We start from the raw sequence: 19,212 nt of genomic DNA, 5'->3' as shown, positions 1-19,212 counted from the left end.
GCCGCGCCGAACGCCGGCGCCCGACAACTGCCCTGGGCCACCCGCGCGTCCACCGTCCGGGACGCAGCCGAGGAAACGAGCGTCCTGCTGCCCGATCTGCTGCCCAGCCGGATCGCCGCCCGCGCCGACGAGCCGTTCGACAGCTTCGACGCCGGGGACCTCCGCCTGCTGGGCTCCTGGCTGGAGGCCACGGTCGCGCGCTGGCCGCGGCGGCGCAGCATGCGGTTCGAGCCCAGCGCGGGCGGCAAACGCATCGACCTGCGCGCCACGATGAACGCCGCGCGCCAAACCGGCTGGGAATCAGTGAAAGTGGCGCGCACCCGGCCCCGCCGCCGGCCCCGCCGGGTGGTCCTGGCCTGCGACGTGAGCCGCTCGATGCAGCCCTACGCCGCGGTGTACCTGCATCTGATGCGTGCCGCCGCGCTGCGCCGGCACGGCCTGCGGCCGGAGGTCTTCGCGTTCTCGACGTCGCTGACCCGGCTCACGTCGGTACTGTCGCACCGCTCCGCCGAGGTGGCGCTGCAGAAAGCCAACGCGAAAGTCACCGACCGCTACGGCGGCACGTTCATCGGCCGCAGCGTCGGCGCCCTGCTCGCCCCGCCGCACGGCAACGCGCTGCGCGGCGCGGTGGTGATCATCGCCTCCGACGGCTGGGACGCCGATCCGCCCGACGTGCTCGCCCACGCGATGGCCAGGCTGCGCCGCCGCGCCGCGACGCTGGTGTGGCTCAATCCCCGCGCGGCGCACGGCGATTTCCAGCCGCTGGCCGGTTCGATGGCGGCGGCCCTGCCCTATTGCGACCTGTTCTTGCCGGCGCACTCGCTCACCGGGTTGCGCGACTTGCTTGTCGCGCTGGCTAATCCATCGCGGCGATGAGCTGCTCGGGCGTCAGCGGCAGCGAGCGCACCCGCACGCCGATCGCGTCGCGGACCGCGTTGGCGATCGCGGCGGCCGTCGGGCCCTGGGCGCACTCGCCGATGCCCAACGGGGGATTGCCCTGTCCGGCAAGGAATTCGACGTCGACCGCGGGCACCTCGGAGAACCGCAGGATCGGGTAGGTCTCCCAGGTGTCGCTGGTGACGCCGAACCCGTCGAAGCGGACCCGCTCCTTGAGGGTCCAGCTGGTAGCCTGCACCGCGCCGCCTTCGATCTGATTGGCCGCGCCGTCGGGATTGATCACCAGCCCGGCGTCCACCGCGATGACCAGCCGGCGCACCCGGACCCGCTCGAGCGCCTCGACCTCGGCGACCACCGCGCAGTAGGCGGCCGAATTCTTGTAGCGCGCATACCCGATGCCGTGCCCGACCGATTCCCGCCGCGCGCGCCCCGCCCAGCCGGCGCGCTCCGCCGCCGCCCGCAGCACCGCGCGCCCGCGCTCGTCCGACAGCTGCGCCAACCGGAACTCGAGCGGATCGCGCGCCGCAGCCACCGCCAGCTCGTCCATGAACGATTCCGCCGCAAAGACATTGACGAACGCCCCCAGCGAGCGCAGCGCCGAGGTGCGCAGCGGCATCTCGGTCAACAGGTGGTTGATCACCCGGTAGGACGGAAAGTCGTAGCCCGGGACCGCATTGCGGCCGGTGCCGCCGCCCCACTCGACCGGCGGCTCGCCGCCGGCGCGGATCGGCTCGCCACCGGCGCGCTCGCCGGCCGCCAGGAAGGCCGGCGTCGGCGTCGTGCCGGGCCGGCCCATGTAGCTGCCGCTCCAGATCTCGTGGCGCCAGTCGACGACGGCGCCGTCGTCCCCGCAATCGGCGGCGATCTCGACCACCGCCGCGGGACCAAACGGCGCCCAGGACAATTCGTCGGCGCGCGACCAGACCAGGTGCACCGGGCGCCCGGGCACCGCCCGCGCCAGCACCGCGGCGTCCATGGCGGCGTCGTCGGCGCCGTTGTGCCCGTAGCACCCGGCGCCCTCGACGTGGCGCACCACCACCGCACCGGCCGGCAGGTCCAGCGCCGCGGCCAGTTCGCGCCGCAGTACGTGCACCCCCTGGCTGTGTGACCAGACCTCCAGGCGGCCGCCGGGCTGCGCGAGCGCCGCCGCGGCCGACGGGCCGATCGAGGCGTGCACCAGGTACGGGCGGTGGTAGCGGGCCGAATGCGACCGCGACGAATGAACCGGCGCCGCAGCCTCTTTGGACGCCAGCACCGACGTCTCGGCCGCCGCCGACAGCAGAAACGCCGGCAGGTCGTCCTCGTCGGGCAGCGTCGGTCGCCGGTCCCAGGTGGCGTCGGCGCGCAGGCGCTCGGCCGCGCGCACCGCGACCTCCTCCCGCTCGGCGATCACGCCGAGGAACTCGCCGTCACGCACCACGGTGACCACGCCCGCCATAGCAAGCGTCGGGCCGGTGTCGACGTCGCGCAGGTGAGCCCCGCGCGACGGCGGGCGGACGACGCGGCCGTACAGCTGCCCGTCCACCACGAGGTCGTGCAGGTAGCGCGGCCGCCCGGTCAGCTTGTCGGGCAAATCCAGCCGCGCGACGTCGGTGCCGACGACCGCGTAGTCCGCCTCGGGCTTCGGGGCCGCTTCCCCGGTGGCGGCCCGATCCAGCAGCGAATCGTCGGCGAGTTCCCAATAACTGGTGACCAATCCGTGCGGACCGCTGAACTCGCCGTCGACCACGTCCAACTCGTCGGGCGCGACGGACAGCTTGGCCGCCGCCGCGTCCAGATAGATCGCCCGCGCCTCGGCGCACGCCTGGCGCAGCGCGGCCCCCGACTGCTGGATCGACCGGCTGCCGGCGGTGAAGCCCTCGTCGGGGCTGCGATCCGTCGTCGCGGCGATCATCCGGACGCGCGCCACGCCCACGTCAAGCTCCTCGGCGGCGATCTGCGCCAGCGCCGTCAATACGCCCTGGCCCAGCTCGACCTTGCCCGAGCGGACCTCGACGACGCCGTCCGGGTCGATCCGAATCCATTCGCCCAGAATGGGATTGGCGGCCAGCGACTCCGGCAGCGCAGGCGACTCAGGCATCGGCGGACCCCCGTAACTCGGCCCCGGCGCTCAGCACCGCCGCGACCACGCGATTGTGCGAGCCGCACCGACACAGGTTGGCGTCCAGGGCGGCGCGCACCTCGTCCTCCGTCGGGTCCGGGTTGTCGGCCAGTAGCGCCGCGGCCGCCACCACGATCCCCGACATGCAGTAGCCGCATTGGGCCGCCTGCCCGGCGACGATCGCGCGTGCCACCGGGTGCGGCTCCCCGTCGTCGCCCAGTCCCTCGACGGTGCGGATCGACTTGCCGGCCACCGACCACAGCGGGGTGTCGCAGGAATAGACGGGCCGGCCGTCGGCGAGCACGAAACACGCCCCGCACAGCCCCACCCCGCAGCCGAACCGGGTGCCCTTCAAGCCCAGGTGGTTGCGCAACACGTACAGCAGCGGGGTGTCGTCCGCGGCGTCGACCTCGTGTCGCCGCCCATTGACCGTCAGGCCCGTCAGATCGCCCATGGCCTCCAGCATCCTCCGGCGGCGGCCTAGGGCAGGATCGAGCGGTATGGATCAGCTATGGGCCAACCGGGCGGCCAGCTCCGAAGCCGCTGTCGCGCAGCGACACCTGAAGCGGCTGTGGGCGCTGCCGGGCACCCAGCTCGGGGTGGTGGCCTGGCCGCCGACCCGCAAGGACCGGCTGTTCGGCACCTGGCACTACTGGTGGCAGGCGCACCTGCTGGACTGCCTGGTCGACGCGCAGCTGCGCGATCCGCAACCGCACCGGCACACGATGATCAACCGCCAGGTCCGCAGCCACCGGCTGCGCAACAACCTGAGGTGGACCAACAGCTATTACGACGACATGGCGTGGCTGGCGCTGGCGCTGGAACGCGCGGCCCGGCTCGCCGGCGTCGAGCGCCATCGCGCGCTGCCCAAGCTCGCCGACCAGTTCGTCGACGCGTGGGCGCCCGGGGACGGCGGCGGCATCCCGTGGCGCAAGCAGGACAAGTTCTTCAACGCCCCGGCCAACGGCCCGGCCGGCATCTTCCTCGCCCGCTACGGGGAGCACCTGCAGCGGGCCGACCAGATGAGCGACTGGATCGATGCCACCCTGATCGACCCGGAGACGCACCTGGTGTTCGACGGCATCAAGTCCGGCTCGCTGGTGCGCGCGCAGTACACCTACTGCCAGGGCGTGGTGCTGGGCCTGGAGACCGAGCTCGCCGCGCGCACCGGCGCCGAGGCTCGGGCCCGGCATCAGGCCCGGGTGCACCGGCTGGTGGCGGCGGTCAGCGAGCAGATGGCACCGTCGGGCGTGCTGCGCGGCGCCGGCGGCGGCGACGGCGGCCTGTTCGGCGGCATCACCGCCCGCTACCTCGCACTGGTCGCCACCACCCTGCCGGGCGACTCCGCCGACGACGTGGTCGCACGCGACACCGCGCGCACCATCGTGCTGTCGTCGGCGAAATCGGCCTGGGACTACCGGCAAACGGTGGCCGGGCTGCCGCTGTTCGGCGCGTTCTGGGACCGCGACGCCGAGCTGCCCAAGGCGGGTGGCGAAGAGGCGCAATTCGTCGAGGGCGCGGTCAACGCTTCCGAGATCGCCGAACGCGATCTGTCGGTGCAGCTCTCGGGGTGGATGCTGATGGAGGCCGCCTGTAACGTCACCGCCGTGATCGACAAATGAGCGAACTGGGCGGCGGCTGGATCCCCGACGAGGCAACGCTTGCCGGCGCCAACCTCACCCGCTTCATGGCCTGGCTGGCCGAGACCGGCCGCGGCGAGTACGCCGACTACCAAGGCCTGTGGGCAAAGTCGGTGCACGACATCGACTGGTTCTGGGACGCCATCTGGGCCTACTTCGACATCCGGGCGGGCAGCTCGCCCCGCGCGGTGCTGGGTGAGCGTTCCATGCCCGGCGCCGAGTGGTTCCCCGGCGCCACGCTCAACTACGCCACCGAGATCTTCCGGCACGCCACCGACGAGCGCCCGGCGCTGATCGCCGTCGGCGAGGACGGATCCACCGAGTGGTCCTGGGCGCGGCTGCAGCGCGAGACGGCGGCCTTCGCCGCCTACCTGCGCAACCTGGGCGTCAAGCCCGGCGACGCCGTCGTCGGGTATCTGCCCAACGTCGCCGAGGCCGTCGTCGCCGCGCTGGCCGCGGCCAGCGTGGGCGCGATCTGGGCGGTGTGCAACCAGGACGTGTCGGTCGACGGCGTGATCGCCCGGCTGGGCCAGGTGGAGCCGGCCGTGCTGGTCGCCACCGACGGCTCGGTGTACGCGGGCAAGCGCATCGATCGGCGCGCGGAGCTGGCCACGATCCGGGGTGCGATGCCGACGCTGAAGGCCACCGTGGTGGTGCCGCGGCTCGGGCTCGACGCCGACGGCGACACCGTGGCGTGGGCCGCGGCGGTCGACAACGATGCCGCCCTCGAGATCACGCCGGTCCCGTTCGCCCACCCGCTGTGGGTGATGTTCTCGTCGGGAACGACGGGCAAGCCGAAGGGCATCGTGCACGGTCACGGCGGCGTGGTGGTCGAGCATCTGAAATACCTGAACCTGCAACTGGATCTGCACCCGGGCGACCGCTTCCTGTGGTACTCGTCGACGAGCTGGATGATGTGGAACTTCCTGGTGTCCGGGCTGCTGGCCGGCACCACCATCGTCCTCTACGACGGCAGCCCGACGCATCCGGGCACCGATGGGCTCTGGCAGGTTGCCGCCGAGGCCGGCGTCACATTCCTCGGCGCCGGTGCGGGCTACCTATTGGCTTGTGCCAAACAGGAATTGAGGCCGGGCGCGTCGTACAAACTGGATGGCGTGCGCGCGGTCGGATCCACCGGGTCGCCGCTGCCGGCGTCCGGATTCCGTTGGGTGCAAGAGGGACTCGGCCGCGCGGTTCCGGTGATCTCGATGAGCGGCGGGACCGACGTGTGCACGGCCTTCATCGGCGGCTGCTCGATCCTGCCCGTGGTGGCCGGCGAGCTGTCGTGCCTGTGCCTCGGCGCGGCCATCGAGGCCTGGCAGGGCCAGGGCCACCCCGTCATCGGGGAGGAGGGCGAGCTGGTGGTGACCAAGCCGATGCCGTCCATGCCGGTGTCCTTCTGGAACGACGACGACGGCAGCCGCTACCGCGCCGCCTACTTCGACAAGTACCCGGGCGTGTGGTGCCACGGGGACTGGATCACCATCAGCGACCGGGGATCCGTTGTGGTGCACGGCCGTTCGGACGCCACCCTGAACCGGATGGGCGTGCGGATGGGCAGCGCGGAGATCTACACGGCGGTCGAACGCATGCCGGAGGTGACCGACTGCCTGGTGGTCGGCGTCGAGCAGGACGACGGCGGCTACTGGATGCCGCTGTTCGTGCACCTGGCGGACGGCGTCGCATTGGATGACGCGCTGCGGTCGAGGATCGTCGCCGAGATCCGTCAGCACGCCTCGCCGCGGCACGTGCCCGACGACATCCTCGACGTTCCCGGCATCCCGCGGACGCTGACCGGCAAGCGGCTCGAGATCCCGATCAAGCGGATCCTGCTCGGGACCGCGCCGGACCAGGCGGTGCAGCAGAGCTCGATCGACCGGCCCGACCTGCTAGACGCTTTCGTTGCGTACCGCAGAAGTCGGGTGTCCTGAGTCGGTCTCGTCGGACCCGCGGCGGCGCCCCCGGTAGGCGCGCCAGGCGGCGACGAACGCCGGGATCAGCGACACGAACAGGATGCCCAGAATGATCTTTTCCAGGTTGTGGTGCACGAACGGCACGGTGCCCAGGAAGTAGCCCGCCAGCGTCACACCGCCGCCCCACAGGATGCCGCCGACGATGTCGAACCCGAGGAACACCGGGTAGCGCATGTACGACACCCCGGCCACCGGCGGGACGAACGTCCGCACGAACGGCGCGAACCGGGCCAGGATGACCGCCCAGGGCCCGTACTTCTCGAAGAACGCGTGCGACTCGGTCACGTAGTGCTTCTTGAAGAAGCGGGAGTCTTCCTTCTTGAACAGCGCCGGCCCGATCCGCCGCCCGATGAAATATCCGCATTGGTCGCCCAGGATCGCGACGACGGCGACGGACGGCGCCAGCACCCAGATGTTCGCGGGCGGGTTGGGGTGCGCGGCCAGCAGCCCGCCGGTGAACAGCAGCGATTCCCCGGGGAGCAGCGGAAACAGCAGCCCGGTCTCGATGAAGACGATGACCAGGATGCCGGGCAGCACCGCCGATCCGAAGACGCCACCCGCGCCCAGCCAGTACATCGGGTCGAGGATGTTCGGCAAGGCCGTCACGGTGGTGCTCACGATGCTTCAACATACCGTTGTTGCGATACTGGATGGGCCCAGTCGCCAGGAGGAGCCCATGCCGATCGCCACCCCCGAGATCTACGCCGAGATGCTGGGCCGGGCGAAGGAGAACTCCTACGCCTTCCCGGCCATCAACTGCACCTCGTCGGAGACGGTCAACGCCGCGATCAAAGGCTTCGCCGACGCCGGCAGCGACGGCATCATCCAATTCTCCACCGGCGGCGCGGAGTTCGCGTCCGGCCTCGGGGTCAAGGACATGGTGACCGGCGCCGTCGCGCTGGCGGAGTTCACCCGCGTCGTCGCGGCCAGATACCCGGTCAACGTCGCGCTGCACACCGACCACTGCCCCAAGGACAAGCTGGACAGCTACGTGCGCCCGCTGCTGGCGATCTCGGCGGAACGGGTGAGCGCGGGCCGCGACCCCCTTTTCCAGTCCCACATGTGGGACGGCTCGGCGGTGCCGATCGACGAGAACCTGGTCATCGCGCAGGAGCTGCTCAAGGAGGCGGCGGCGGCCAAGATCGTCCTGGAGATCGAGATCGGCGTGGTGGGCGGCGAGGAGGACGGCGTCGCCAACGAGATCAACGACAAGCTCTACACCACGCCCGCGGACTTCGAGAAGACGATCGATGCGCTGGGCCACGGCGAGCACGGCAAGTACCTGCTGGCCGCGACGTTCGGCAACGTGCACGGCGTCTACAAGCCCGGCAACGTCAAGCTGCGCCCCGACATCCTCGCGCAGGGGCAGCAGGTGGCGTGCGCCAAGCTGGGCCTGCCCGACGGAGCCAAGCCGTTCGACTTCGTGTTCCACGGCGGTTCGGGCTCGCTGAAGTCGGAGATCGAGGAGGCGCTGCGCTACGGCGTGGTGAAGATGAACGTCGACACCGACACCCAGTACGCGTTCACCCGCCCGATCGCCGGTCACATGTTCACCAACTACGACGGCGTGCTCAAAATCGACGGCGAGGTCGGCGTCAAGAAGGCCTACGACCCACGCACCTACCTCAAGATGGCCGAGGCCGGCATGACCCAGCGCGTCGTCGAGGCCTGCAACGACCTGCACTGCGCCGCAAAGTCCCTGGGCTGACGCTGCCGAGCCGGGGGCCAACCCCCCTTGCCGAGCAGACGCAAAATCGCACGATTCCGCGAAGGAATGTGCGATTTTGCGTCTGCTCGCGATCAATAGCTAGCCGCTGGGGGACTGGCAGATCTTCCAGTGGTCGTCGCGGTACTGCAGGTCGAGGCTGCGGGTCGAGCGCAGCGACGGGTCGTAGGCCATGAACGTGGTGATGTTCGCCTCGGCGTGCTGGCCGTTGACGACGACCTGGTCGATGCTGGCGATCACCGGATACTGCTTGGCCGCCGATACCCGCTGGTAGGTCTCCTGCCAGGCGTGTTCGTCGTAATCGACATACCCGTCGCGGGCGTTGCCGCACGTGATGGTGCGCAGCGCGGTCAGATCGCCCCGTTGCACCGCGACGTCGTACTGCTGGATGGTGTGCCGAACCTGGTCTTCCTCAGAGACTTTCGAGTGCTTGCTGCGGGTCAGCAGCACGGTCCCCAGGATCGCGATCGCCGCCAGCGCGAGCACGACCACCACCAGCGCCAGTATCCAGCCCCAGTTGATTTGCCGCGTCGTCCGCAGCTTGGCCCCCAATCGGGGCGGAATGGATTGCGGCACAGCGGCTTTCGGGGGGGCGGCCTGCGGTGGCGGCGGGGCTTCCGCCCCGGGCGGTGACGCGAACACCTCGGTGGCGGGCTCGGCGGACGTCGCGATGACCTGAGTCTCCTTCGCGTCGAATCCCGGTGCGGTGAAACGACGTTCGCGTTGTGCCCCGTCCGGATCCGCGTCGGGGCCGTCGCCCTGATCGGGTTTGTTGATCACCACGGTCTCGGTCTCGGGATCGCTCGGCACCATCGGCTGGCCCTCGGCTCCCTCGCCGCCGGGCGCGTCGGCGCCAGGCTCGTTGCGCGATTCGCGTGGATCGAACCCGGGCCGCCTCGGCGCGCCGCCGCGGTCGGGTTCGGGTGGGTTGGGCATGCAAGGAGCTTAGCGACCCGCACCGGGGGGACGGCAAAATAGACACCATGACCTCGATGGGAGATCTTCTCGGACCCGATCCGATCCTGCTGCCCGGCGACAGCGATGCCGAGGCGGAGCTGCTCGCCAACGAAAACCCCAGCTCCGTCGCCGCCGCGCACCCGTCGGCGTCGGTGGCCTGGGCGGCCCTCGCCGAAGAGGCGCTGGCGGAGGACAAGGCCGTCACCGCGTACGCCTACGCCCGCACCGGTTACCACCGCGGCCTGGACCAGCTGCGCCGCAACGGCTGGAAGGGCTTCGGGCCGGTGCCGTACGCGCACGAGCCCAACCGGGGCTTCCTGCGTTGCGTCGCGGCGCTGGCGAAGGCCGCCGACACCATCGGCGAGACCGACGAATACCAGCGTTGCCTGGACCTGCTCGACGACTGCGACCCCGCGGCGCGCGGGGCGCTGGGGCTTCAGTAGCTCCCAGAGCTCTCCGAGCACGAGTCGCCGCCGCCGGGGCCCTCGATCTGGACGGTCGCGTGATCCAGTCCGCGCGCCGACAGCACCGCGCGCGCGTCCTGCAGCACGCGGTCCGAGTCGCCATCGCTGGTCAAATGCGCCGTGCACATGTCCTTGCCGGGCGAGAGCGTCCACACGTGCAGGTCGTGCACCTCGGTCACGCCGTCGACCGCACCGAGCGCGCCGCGCAGCTCCTCCACGTCGATGTGGGCCGGCGAGGCCTCGGACAGGATGCGCAGCGCGTCGCGGGCCAGGGAGATGGCCCGGGGCGCCACCCACAGCGCGACCAACACCGCGACCACCACGTCGGCGTACGGCCAGTGCGTCGTGACCGTGACGATGCCGGCGATCAGCACGCCCAGGCTGCCGACGCTGTCGGCCACCACCTCCATGTAGGCGCCCTTGACGGCCAGGCTGCTTCCCGAGTGCGACCGCAGCAGCAGCGCGACCGCCAGGTTGGCCAGCAGGCCGAGCAGCGCGACGACGATCATCGGCACGCCGGGGATCGACGGGGTTTCCCTGAGCCGCTGGATGGCTTCCCAAAGGATGAACAGGGCCACCCCGATCAGCAGCCCGGCGTTGGCGACCGCGGTGAACACCTCCGCCCGATGCCAGCCGTAGGTGCGCGCGGGAGACGAGCTGCCGCGCCTGGCCAGGGTTACCGCGGTCAGCCCCATGAACACCGCGACGACGTCGGTCAGCATGTGCCCCGCATCGGCCAGCAGCGCGATCGAGTTGATCAGCAGCGAGGTGGTCAACTCGATGACGAAAAAGGTCGCCAGGATCGCCGCGGCCGCGACCATGCGGGCGACCATCCGGGACGAGTCGCCCTCGGCGGGGGTGTGATTGTGGCCGGCGCCCATAGCCCAGCAATATATGCGCAATTGCGCATATATGGCAACCGTTAGACCCAGCGACTCCAGAACCGGGTCAGCTGGTTGCCGGCGGACACCAGCCAGTGCGGCACACCGGAGAAATCGAAGAGCCACAGCACCAGGGCGAAGAACCAGGAGCTGGCCGCCAGCAGCAGAAACAGCAGGACGAAAAAGCCCCACTGCTTGGCGGGCGCCAGGGCCCGCTGCGTCTCCGGGCTCAGGTGCGGTTCCAGCGCGTCGTAGCCGTCCAGGCCCGGAACGGGCAGCAGGTTCAGCAGCACCGCGGTCAGCTGAAGAAAGCCCAAAAACGCCACCCCGGCCCACAGCACCGCGTGGGCCGGGTCGTACAGCGCCCGGGTCAACGCCAGCAGCAGCACCGCCAGCACCAGGTTGGCGGCCGGGCCCGCCAGGCTGACCAGGGTGCGGCGGGTCGGGGTCATGAACCACGTCCGCACGTACACCGCGGCGCCCGGCAGCCCGATGCCGCCGAGCAGGATGACCACCATCGGCAGCACGAGCGAGAGCGCGGGGTGGCTGTAGCGCCGCGGATCCAGCGTCAGGTAGCCGCGGACGGCGACGTCGTGGTCGCCGAAGCGCCAGGCGGTCACGGCGTGCCCGAATTCGTGCAGGCACAGCGACACCAGCCAGCCCGCGATCACGAAAGTAAAGACACCGGCGTAGGACAGCGGCCGCACGCTCGATCCGGCCAGCCAGGCCAGCACGCCGCCGGCCGCCGTCAACGCGACCAGGCCAAGGAAGATCGGGCTGGGCCGCACGGATTCGTGTTGGCGCGCGGGGAAGCTCACGCTGAAAAATTACCGGACCAGCAGCCACCCTTCGACGTGGCGGTAGAACGTCGACCGGCGCGCCGGGCGCGGCCCCGCGACGCCGTCGCGCACGACCGTGACGCCGGTGCTGCCCAGCTGCGCCGCGCGGCCGGCGACCCAGCGGCCCCTCCGTACCGAGGCCCGCAGCCCCGGCAGCGCCAGCGTCGGCTCGATGCGCACGGCGGCGACCTCGCCGTCGAACAGCGTGGTGTCGTCGACGACCGCCTCGCCGCGCAGCAGCGTCGCGCCGTCGGCGGGCAGCCAGCCGGCGCGGCCGACGACCACCGATCCGGTCTCGTCGCGGATCAGGGTCACCCGGCGGGCCGAGCCGGCGCGGGCGCGCCGCGCCGCGCGGCGGCCGGTCGGCAGGCGATAGATCCGGGTGGCGCGGGTGCGGCGGGGCGGCACGTAGGCCACCTCGACGTCGAGCCGGTCGGCGCGCAGCAACCGGGTCAGCACCGCGGCCAGGTCGGCATCGGCGCCGACGACCGCCAGGCGCCGGTACGGCCCGATCGCGGCGTCGATATCGGCCGCCTGCACCGGCAGGCCGGTCAGCGGCCCGGGCACCCGACGATCGCCGAACACCAACACCCCCACGTTATTCATGGGTTCCTCGCAACCTCCTGGGATAGGGTGGGTCACCGGCTGGACCACACTATTGTGGTGACCCGCTGCGCCCGGCTGCGCCGCGCTTGCGATCACCACGAATAAGCAGGCTGAAACGCGTGGGATTAGGCGGGAGCAAGGCATGCCGGCAATCGTCCTCATCGGCGCCCAGTGGGGCGACGAGGGCAAAGGTAAGGCCACCGACCTGCTCGGCGGGCGCGTGCAGTGGGTGGTGCGCTATCAGGGCGGCAACAACGCCGGGCATACCGTCGTCCTGCCCAGTGGCGAGAATTTCGCTCTCCACCTGATCCCGTCGGGGGTGCTGACGCCCGGCGTCACCAACGTGATCGGCAACGGCGTGGTGGTCGACCCCGGGGTGCTGCTCGACGAGCTCAAGGGCCTCGAGGACCGCGGCGTCGACACCACCAAGCTGCTGATCTCCGCCGACGCGCACCTGCTGCTGCCCTACCACGTCGCCATCGACAAGGTCACCGAGCGCTACATGGGCAACAAGAAGATCGGCACCACCGGCCGCGGCATCGGGCCGTGCTACCAGGACAAGATCGCCCGCCAGGGGATCCGGGTCGCCGACGTCCTCGACCCCGAGCTGCTGACCCACAAGGTCGAGGCCGCGCTGGACCTGAAGAACCAGATCCTGGTCAAGATCTACAACCGCAAGGCGCTGGACCCGCACCAGATCGTCGAGGCCCTCCTGGGGCAGGCGGAGGGCTTTCGCCACCGCATCCGCGACACCCGGCGGCTGCTCAACACGGCGCTGGAGGCCGGGGAGACGGTGTTGCTGGAGGGCTCCCAGGGCACGCTGCTCGACGTCGACCACGGCACCTACCCCTACGTGACGTCGTCGAACCCGACGGCGGGCGGCGCGTGCGTGGGGTCGGGGATCGGGCCGACGCGGATCACCACCGTGCTCGGAATCCTCAAGGCCTACACCACCCGGGTGGGCTCGGGGCCGTTCCCCACCGAGCTGTTCGACGAGAACGGCGAATACCTGTCCAAGACCGGCGGCGAATTCGGCGTCACCACCGGCCGGCGCCGCCGCTGCGGCTGGTTCGACGCCGTCGTCGCCCGCTACGCCACCCGGGTCAACGGCATCACCGACTTCTTTTTGACCAAGCTCGACGTGCTCTCCAGCCTGGAAACCGTGCCGGTGTGCGTGGGCTACCAGATCGACGGGGAGCGCACGGCCGACATGCCGATGACCCAGAGCGACCTGCACCGCGCCCAACCCATCTACGAGGAGCTGCCCGGCTGGTGGGAAGACATCTCGGACGCCCGGGAGTTCGACGACCTACCCGCCAAGGCGCGCGACTACGTGTTGCGGCTGGAAGAGCTTGCCGGAGCCCACATTTCATGCATCGGCGTCGGGCCCGGCCGCGATCAGACGATCGTGCGCCGCGACGTCCTGGCGGCCCGCCCGTGACCGAGGCGGACCCGAAAGAACTCGACCCCGAATACGAACACCACGGCGGCTTTCCCGAATACGGCCCGGCCAGCCCCGGCCCGGGGTTCGGCCGGTTCGTCGCGGCGATGCGAGCGCTGCAGGACCTGGCCGTGTCCGCGAACCCCGCCGACGACGTCTGGGACGACGCGGCCGGCCGCGCCGCCGCCCTCGTCGAGGTGCTCCGCCCGTTCCGGGCCGACGAGGGCCAGGCGCCGGCCGGCCGGACGCCCGACCTGCCCGGCATGGGCAGCCTGCTGCTGCCCCCCTGGACGTTGACGCGCTACGCCCCCGACGGCGTCGAAATGACCGGGTACTTCAGCCGGTTTCACGTCGGCGGCAATCACGCCGTGCACGGCGGCGTGCTGCCGCTGCTGTTTGACCACATGTTCGGCATGATTTCCCACGCCGCGGGGCGGCCGATCAGCCGCACCGCCTTCCTGCACGTCGACTACCGCAAGGTCACGCCGATCGACGCGCCGCTGGCGGTGCGCGGCCGCGTCACCACGGCCGAGGGCCGCAAGGCGTTCGTCGCGGCGGAATTGGTCGACGGCGACGACGCGGTGCTGGCCGAGGCCAACGGCCTGATGGTGCGGCTGCTTCCCGGCCAGCCCTAGGGCCGTTGGAACCGACCTATCCTTGAGCGGTGACCGACGGCTTCAGCGAAGGACAGGACGACAAGACGACGGCGCTTGTCCTGCCCCCGCAAACTCCCCCCCACGATCCCGACGGCGCGCCGAAGGTGCTGCTGCTCGGTTCCGGTGAGCTCAGCCGGGAGCTGGCGACCGCGCTGCGGCACCTCGGCGCGCGGGTGATCGCCGTCGAGGAGCGCCTGGCCGACGCCGACGAGCTGGCGGGGGCGATTCAACAGCACAAACCCCAGTTCGTGGTGACGGCCACCGACGCGGTCGCCGTCGAGGCGCTGAGCCACGACCACGAGCGCACCGAGCTGGTGCCGAACGCCCGCACCGTGCGGCTCACCGCCGACCGCGAGGCCCTGCGCCGGCTGGCGGCCGACGAGCTGGGGCTGCCCACCGCGCCGTTCTGGTTCGTGGGATCGGTCGGCGAACTGCAGGCGGTCGCCGCGCACGCGGGGTATCCGTTGCTGGTCAAGCCGGTGTCGGGGCGGGGGCACTCGGTGGTCTCCGGGCCCGACGACATCGAGCCGGCCTGGCAGCGCGCGGTGGGGAACTCGGGGGGCCGGGTGATGGCCGAGACGGTCGTCGACGTCGACTTCGACGTCACCCTGCTCGCCGTGCGCAAGGAGGGCCCGACCGGTCCGGTGCTGGAGTTCTGCTCACCGATCGGCCACCGGGACGCCGACGGCGCCGTCCTGGAATCGTGGCAACCGCAGCAGATGAGCGACGCCGCGGTGGACTCCGCCAAGTCGATCGCCGCGCGGATCATCAAGGCGCTGGGCGGGCGGGGCGTCTTCGGCGTCGAATTGATGATCAAGGGCGACGAGGTGTACTTCTCCGACGTCACCGCGCACCCGCACCCGAGCGTCTGGGTGACCCTGCGCAGCCAGCGGCTCTCGGCCTTCGAACTGCACGCCCGGGCCGTCCTGGGCCTGCCGGTGGACACCATGATGATGTCGCCGGCCGCCGCCCACCTGATCGACGCCGGCCACGACGGCGGGTCCCCGACCGTCGACGCGCTCGGCGGCGCGCTGCGGGTGCCGGAAAGCGATCTCCGCATCTTCGCCCCGCAACGGCCGTCCGCCCCGCTCGGCGTGGCACTGGCCACCGCGCCGGACGTGGCGGCCGCGCGCGACCGTGCCCGACAGGTGGCGAACGCGCTGACTATGCGAGACTCACGCGGATGAGCTACGCGGGAGACATCACGCCCCTGCAGGCGTGGAAGCTACTCAGCGACAACCCCAACGCCGTGTTGGTCGACGTCCGCACCGACGCCGAATGGCGCTTCGTCGGCGTGCCCGACCTGTCGAGCCTGGGCCGCGACGTGGTGTACATCGAGTGGGTGACGGGCAACGGGATGCCCAACGCGAACTTCGCCGACGAGCTGAACCAACAGGTCCCGCCGGCCGACCAGGAGCGGCCCGTGATCTTCTTGTGCCGCTCGGGCAATCGCTCCATCGGCGCGGCCGAGGTGTCCACGCGGCTGGGCATCACGCCGGCCTACAACGTGCTGGACGGCTTCGAAGGCCAGCTCGACGCCCACGGTCATCGCGGTGAAACCGGTTGGCGCGCCGTCGGATTACCCTGGAAGCAGGGATGACCGAATCGGCCCGCACGCCCAAGGCGTTGCCCGACGGCGTCAGCCAGGCCACCCTCGGCGTGCGCGGCGGCCTGCTGCGATCGGGGTTCGAGGAGACCGCCGAGGCGATGTTCCTGACGTCCGGCTACGTCTACCCCTCGGCGGCCGTCGCGGAGCAGTCGTTCACCGGCGAGGTGGACCATTTCGTGTACTCCCGGTACGGCAACCCGACCGTGACGATGTTCGAGGAGCGGCTGCGCCTGATCGAGGGGGCGCCCGCGGCGTTCGCCACCGCGAGCGGCATGGCCGCGGTGTTCACCTCGCTGGGCGCGCTGCTGGCCGCGGGCGACCGGCTGGTCGCGGCGCGCAGCCTGTTCGGGTCGTGCTTCGTGGTGTGCAACGAGATCCTGCCGCGGTGGGGTGTGGAAACGGTTTTCGTCGACGGCGACGACCTCGCGCAGTGGGAGGAGGCGCTGTCGGTGCCCACGGCGGCGGTGTTCTTCGAGACGCCGTCGAACCCGATGCAGTCCCTGGTCGACATCGCCGCGGTGACCGAGCTCGCTCACGCCGCGGGCGCAAAAGTGTTGCTGGACAACGTCTTTGCCACACCGCTGCTGCAGCAGGGCTTTCCGCTCGGGGTGGACGTGGTGGTGTACTCGGCCACCAAGCACATCGACGGGCAGGGCCGCGTCCTGGGCGGCGCGATCCTCGGCGACAAGGACTACATCGACGGACCGGTGCAGAAGCTGATGCGGCACACCGGGCCGGCAATGAGCGCGTTCAACGCCTGGGTGTTGCTGAAAGGCCTTGAGACGCTGGCCGTTCGGGTCGAGCACGGCAATTCCTCGGCGCACCGGATCGCCGAATTCCTGGAGACCCACCCGGCGGTGAGCTGGGTGCGCTACCCGTACCTGCCGTCGCACCCGCAGTACGACCTGGCCAAGCGGCAGATGTCGGGCGGCGGGACGGTGCTCACCTTCGCGCTCGACTGCGCCGAAACCGCCGCCAAGCAACGGGCTTTCGAGGTGCTGGACAAGATGCGCCTGATCGACATCTCCAACAACCTGGGCGACGCCAAATCGCTGGTGACCCACCCGGCGACCACCACCCACCGCGCGATGGGGCCCGAGGGCCGCGCCGCGATCGGGTTGGGCGACAACGTCGTTCGCATCTCCGTCGGCCTGGAGGGCACCGACGACCTGATCGCGGACATCGATCAGGCGCTGAGCTAGCCCGCTTGCCGCTCGGCCGAATCGATGCGTTCGGCCGCGGCGAGCGACCCCTCTTGCGCTTGGCGCTCCACCCAGTCCACCACCGGCCGGGCGTACATCATCTGGCTGGTGATGGCCATCTGGCCGCGGGTGCGGCCCAGGAACGAGATCCCCCAGGAGAACATGGCGGCGATGCGGTTGCGGAAGCCGACCAGGTACAGCAGGTGCAACAGCAGCCACGCCAGCCAGGCGATGAAGCCGCCGAACTCCAGCTTGCCGACCTTGGCGACGGCGCTGTACCGCGAGATGAGGGCCATGCTGCCCTTGTCGAAGTACGCGAACGGCTTTCGGTTGGCCGGATCGTCGTGGCCCTTCACCGCCTGCTTGATCAGCGCGGCGGCGTAGTGCGCCCCCTGGATCGCGCCCTGGGCCATGCCCGGCACGCCCGGCACGGACATCAGGTCGCCGACGACGAAGACGTAGGGGTGGCCCTTGACGGTGAGGTCGGGCTCGACGATCACCCGTCCCGCGCGGTCGGTTTCGGTCCCGTCGGACTGCTCGGCGAGCATCGCGCCCAGCGGGCTGGCCTGCACGCCGGCGGCCCACACCTTGCAGGCGCATTCGATGCGGCGCTCGGTTCCGTCGGAGTCCTTGACCGTGATGCCCAGGTAGTCGACGGTGGTCACCATCGCGTTGAGCTGGACCTCGACGCCCATCTTTTCCAGCCGCCGTTGGGCTTTCAGGCCGAGCTTTTCGCCCATCGGCGGCAGCACCGCCGGCGCCGCGTCGAGCAGGATGACCCGGCACTCGCTGGGCGTGATGGTCCGAAACGCCCCTGCCAGCGTGCGCTCGGCCAGCTGGACGATCTCGCCGGCCAGCTCGACGCCCGTCGGCCCCGCGCCCACCACCACGAAGGTCAGCCGGCGTTGCCGCTCGGCCGGGTCGGTGGCGACCTCGGCGGCCTCGAACGCGCCGAGGATGCGAGCCCGCAGCTCGAGCGCGTCGTCGATGCTCTTCATGCCGGGCGCAAAGGCGGCGTACTCGTCGTGGCCGAAATAGGACTGCTGGGCGCCGGCGGCCACGATGAGGCTGTCGCAGCCGGTCACCGTCTGCATGCCCATCAGGTGCGACGTCACCGTCCTCGCCGTCAGGTCGATCGCGCTGACCTCGCCCCACAGCACGCGGACATTCTTCTGCTTGCGCAGGACCAGGCGGGTGGTCGGGGCGACGTCGCCCTCGGACAGGATGCCCGTGGCCACCTGGTACAGCAACGGCTGGAACAGGTGGCTGGTCGTCTTCGAGATCAGGGTGACGTCGACATCGGCCCGCTTGAGTGACCGGGCCGCATTCAGACCGCCGAACCCGCTACCGATGATGACGACGCGATGGCGCGACATGCCCTCCACCCTATGTTGCCGGCGGGCGCGGGCATACAGGCCTGCTGACCGGGCGCCTCACTGTTCGGTCGGGCACATGTACTTGTCCGCGAACGTCGCACACGTCGGTGGCAGCGGCTGATCCGGGCCGTAGCCGGCCGCGCCCCTCGGGATGACCAGCAACCAGCCGCGGTCCTGGCACAGCAGGACGGCGGCACCCGGGCCGGGCCGGACGGTGCCGTTGACGCACGGGTCCGCGTGCGCCACCGCCGGGACGCCGAGAAACACCGACACGATCGCGGAGCAGACCGCGATGACGACCGCCCTCATAACAGCTCCATGCTAGCCCGGCGGTGACCTGGATCACAGCGCCGCGGTAGCGTCATTGCCAGGCCCCAGCGGCGATGTGACGGGAGGCATCCATGAAGCGCTGCGTCGTCGGAATGTTCGCGGGCCTGCTGGCGGCCTCGGGACTGATCGCCGCGGCGCCGCCGGCCGGCGCCGGCTGCCTGTACGGGGGGCCGGTGCTCAGCAAGTGCGACGGACCCGTCCAGCCCGACGGCAGTTGGCAACGCTGCGTGGCGGCTCCCCAGTTGGTTCCGCACGGCGCCAGTTCCTACCTGGTGCCCGAACGGCGCTGCGACGTGATGGGTCCCGACCGGCGGCCTGGGGATCCGGGTTTGGCCGACCCGCCGACGCACATCGACGGCTGAGCCGAAGAACGCGCCAAATGCGTTGGCGACGTTGGCTTTTCGCTCCCCCGAGGGCAATGTAGCGCCGCGGGAAAAAAGTTTGCTGGACGCCGGAACATCGGGTCGCAAACGGCGTACGATTTTGGATGCTCCTCGTGTGTGCGACCGAAGGG

Annotated in this window: 20 protein-coding genes; 11 read left to right on the top strand and 9 right to left on the bottom strand. The window is 70.8% G+C overall.

Features of this window, described 5'->3' with window-relative positions:
* A partial coding sequence (locus tag A5673_RS24645; RefSeq protein ID WP_068238678.1) for a VWA domain-containing protein occupies window positions 1-876 on the top strand: 876 nt, incomplete at its 5' end.
* Here A5673_RS24645 and A5673_RS24640 read toward each other — a convergent pair.
* On the bottom strand, window positions 857-2,977 hold the full coding sequence (locus A5673_RS24640; RefSeq protein ID WP_068238676.1) for a molybdopterin cofactor-binding domain-containing protein: 2,121 nt from the start codon (window positions 2,975-2,977) through the stop codon (window positions 857-859). The two genes, A5673_RS24645 and A5673_RS24640, sit on opposite strands and share 20 nt — an antisense overlap.
* Complete coding sequence (locus A5673_RS24635) at window positions 2,970-3,452, bottom strand: (2Fe-2S)-binding protein (protein ID WP_068238684.1); 483 nt, start codon at window positions 3,450-3,452, stop codon at window positions 2,970-2,972. The genes A5673_RS24640 and A5673_RS24635 overlap by 8 nt, the downstream gene beginning before the upstream one ends.
* A gap of 46 nt (window positions 3,453-3,498) precedes the next feature.
* Here A5673_RS24635 and A5673_RS24630 point away from each other — a divergent pair, with 46 nt between their 5' ends.
* Window positions 3,499-4,620, top strand: a complete 1,122-nt coding sequence (locus A5673_RS24630; RefSeq protein ID WP_068238674.1) for a glycoside hydrolase family 76 protein — start codon at window positions 3,499-3,501, stop codon at window positions 4,618-4,620.
* On the top strand, window positions 4,617-6,569 hold the full coding sequence (locus tag A5673_RS24625) for an acetoacetate--CoA ligase (RefSeq protein ID WP_068238672.1): 1,953 nt from the start codon (window positions 4,617-4,619) through the stop codon (window positions 6,567-6,569). The genes A5673_RS24630 and A5673_RS24625 overlap by 4 nt, the downstream gene beginning before the upstream one ends.
* On the opposite strand, the gene A5673_RS24620 is transcribed toward A5673_RS24625, so the two are convergent.
* A complete protein-coding gene (locus A5673_RS24620) occupies window positions 6,528-7,229 on the bottom strand; it encodes a DedA family protein (RefSeq protein ID WP_068238670.1) in 702 nt (233 codons plus the stop codon). The two genes, A5673_RS24625 and A5673_RS24620, sit on opposite strands and share 42 nt — an antisense overlap.
* Window positions 7,230-7,287: 58 nt before the next feature.
* Here A5673_RS24620 and fbaA point away from each other — a divergent pair, with 58 nt between their 5' ends.
* Complete coding sequence (gene fbaA, locus A5673_RS24615; protein WP_068238668.1) at window positions 7,288-8,319, top strand: class II fructose-bisphosphate aldolase; 1,032 nt, start codon at window positions 7,288-7,290, stop codon at window positions 8,317-8,319.
* 99 nt (window positions 8,320-8,418) lie between these two features.
* Here the strand turns inward: fbaA and A5673_RS24610 are convergent, their stop codons facing one another.
* Window positions 8,419-9,273: a hypothetical protein gene (locus tag A5673_RS24610; protein ID WP_068238666.1), complete on the bottom strand. Its 855-nt coding sequence runs from the start codon at window positions 9,271-9,273 to the stop codon at window positions 8,419-8,421.
* Window positions 9,274-9,320: 47 nt separating this feature from the next.
* Here A5673_RS24610 and A5673_RS24605 point away from each other — a divergent pair, with 47 nt between their 5' ends.
* The gene (locus tag A5673_RS24605) at window positions 9,321-9,737 is read left to right on the top strand and encodes a DUF3151 domain-containing protein (RefSeq protein ID WP_068238664.1); all 417 of its coding nucleotides are present in this window, start codon (window positions 9,321-9,323) and stop codon (window positions 9,735-9,737) included.
* On the opposite strand, the gene A5673_RS24600 is transcribed toward A5673_RS24605, so the two are convergent.
* From A5673_RS24600 to A5673_RS24590, 3 genes are read right to left on the bottom strand one after another with little or no spacing between them, the layout of a single operon-like run.
* Window positions 9,731-10,639 carry a cation diffusion facilitator family transporter gene (locus A5673_RS24600; RefSeq protein ID WP_068238662.1) on the bottom strand — a complete coding sequence of 303 codons (909 nt, stop codon included), beginning with the start codon at window positions 10,637-10,639 and terminating at the stop codon, window positions 9,731-9,733. The two genes, A5673_RS24605 and A5673_RS24600, sit on opposite strands and share 7 nt — an antisense overlap.
* Before the next feature lie 41 nt (window positions 10,640-10,680).
* Window positions 10,681-11,457: a site-2 protease family protein gene (locus A5673_RS24595; RefSeq protein WP_068238661.1), complete on the bottom strand. Its 777-nt coding sequence runs from the start codon at window positions 11,455-11,457 to the stop codon at window positions 10,681-10,683.
* Window positions 11,458-11,466: 9 nt separating this feature from the next.
* Complete coding sequence (locus A5673_RS24590) at window positions 11,467-12,084, bottom strand: peptidase M50 (protein ID WP_068238659.1); 618 nt, start codon at window positions 12,082-12,084, stop codon at window positions 11,467-11,469.
* A gap of 142 nt (window positions 12,085-12,226) precedes the next feature.
* Between A5673_RS24590 and A5673_RS24585 the strand changes: the two genes are divergently transcribed.
* The 5 genes from A5673_RS24585 to A5673_RS24565 are packed head-to-tail and all read left to right on the top strand — an operon-like array spanning window position 12,227 to window position 16,992.
* The gene (locus A5673_RS24585) at window positions 12,227-13,525 is read left to right on the top strand and encodes an adenylosuccinate synthase (protein WP_068238657.1); all 1,299 of its coding nucleotides are present in this window, start codon (window positions 12,227-12,229) and stop codon (window positions 13,523-13,525) included.
* Window positions 13,522-14,160 (top strand): PaaI family thioesterase, encoded by a 639-nt coding sequence (locus A5673_RS24580; RefSeq protein ID WP_068238655.1) that lies wholly within the window; start codon window positions 13,522-13,524, stop codon window positions 14,158-14,160. Before A5673_RS24585 ends, A5673_RS24580 begins: the two co-directional genes overlap by 4 nt.
* 29 nt (window positions 14,161-14,189) lie before the next feature.
* Complete coding sequence (gene purT, locus A5673_RS24575; RefSeq protein WP_068238653.1) at window positions 14,190-15,368, top strand: formate-dependent phosphoribosylglycinamide formyltransferase; 1,179 nt, start codon at window positions 14,190-14,192, stop codon at window positions 15,366-15,368.
* Complete coding sequence (locus tag A5673_RS24570) at window positions 15,365-15,781, top strand: rhodanese-like domain-containing protein (RefSeq protein ID WP_068238651.1); 417 nt, start codon at window positions 15,365-15,367, stop codon at window positions 15,779-15,781. The genes purT and A5673_RS24570 overlap by 4 nt, the downstream gene beginning before the upstream one ends.
* Entirely contained in the window at window positions 15,778-16,992 is a 1,215-nt protein-coding gene (locus tag A5673_RS24565) for an O-succinylhomoserine sulfhydrylase (RefSeq protein WP_068238649.1), read from the top strand. The genes A5673_RS24570 and A5673_RS24565 overlap by 4 nt, the downstream gene beginning before the upstream one ends.
* On the opposite strand, the gene A5673_RS24560 is transcribed toward A5673_RS24565, so the two are convergent.
* Together A5673_RS24560 and A5673_RS24555 are read right to left on the bottom strand one after the other, a co-directional pair.
* Window positions 16,989-18,368 (bottom strand): NAD(P)/FAD-dependent oxidoreductase, encoded by a 1,380-nt coding sequence (locus A5673_RS24560; RefSeq protein WP_068238647.1) that lies wholly within the window; start codon window positions 18,366-18,368, stop codon window positions 16,989-16,991. The genes A5673_RS24565 and A5673_RS24560 overlap by 4 nt on opposite strands.
* A gap of 57 nt (window positions 18,369-18,425) precedes the next feature.
* Window positions 18,426-18,677 (bottom strand): hypothetical protein, encoded by a 252-nt coding sequence (locus A5673_RS24555; RefSeq protein WP_068238646.1) that lies wholly within the window; start codon window positions 18,675-18,677, stop codon window positions 18,426-18,428.
* 92 nt (window positions 18,678-18,769) lie between these two features.
* Between A5673_RS24555 and A5673_RS24550 the strand changes: the two genes are divergently transcribed.
* On the top strand, window positions 18,770-19,060 hold the full coding sequence (locus A5673_RS24550) for a hypothetical protein (protein WP_068238644.1): 291 nt from the start codon (window positions 18,770-18,772) through the stop codon (window positions 19,058-19,060).
* Window positions 19,061-19,212: the final 152 nt, after the last annotated feature.

The organism is Mycobacterium sp. E3198 (genome assembly GCF_001667015.1).
Classification (GTDB): Bacteria; Actinomycetota; Actinomycetes; order Mycobacteriales; family Mycobacteriaceae; genus Mycobacterium.
This window is presented reverse-complemented; position numbering and strand designations above follow the sequence as displayed.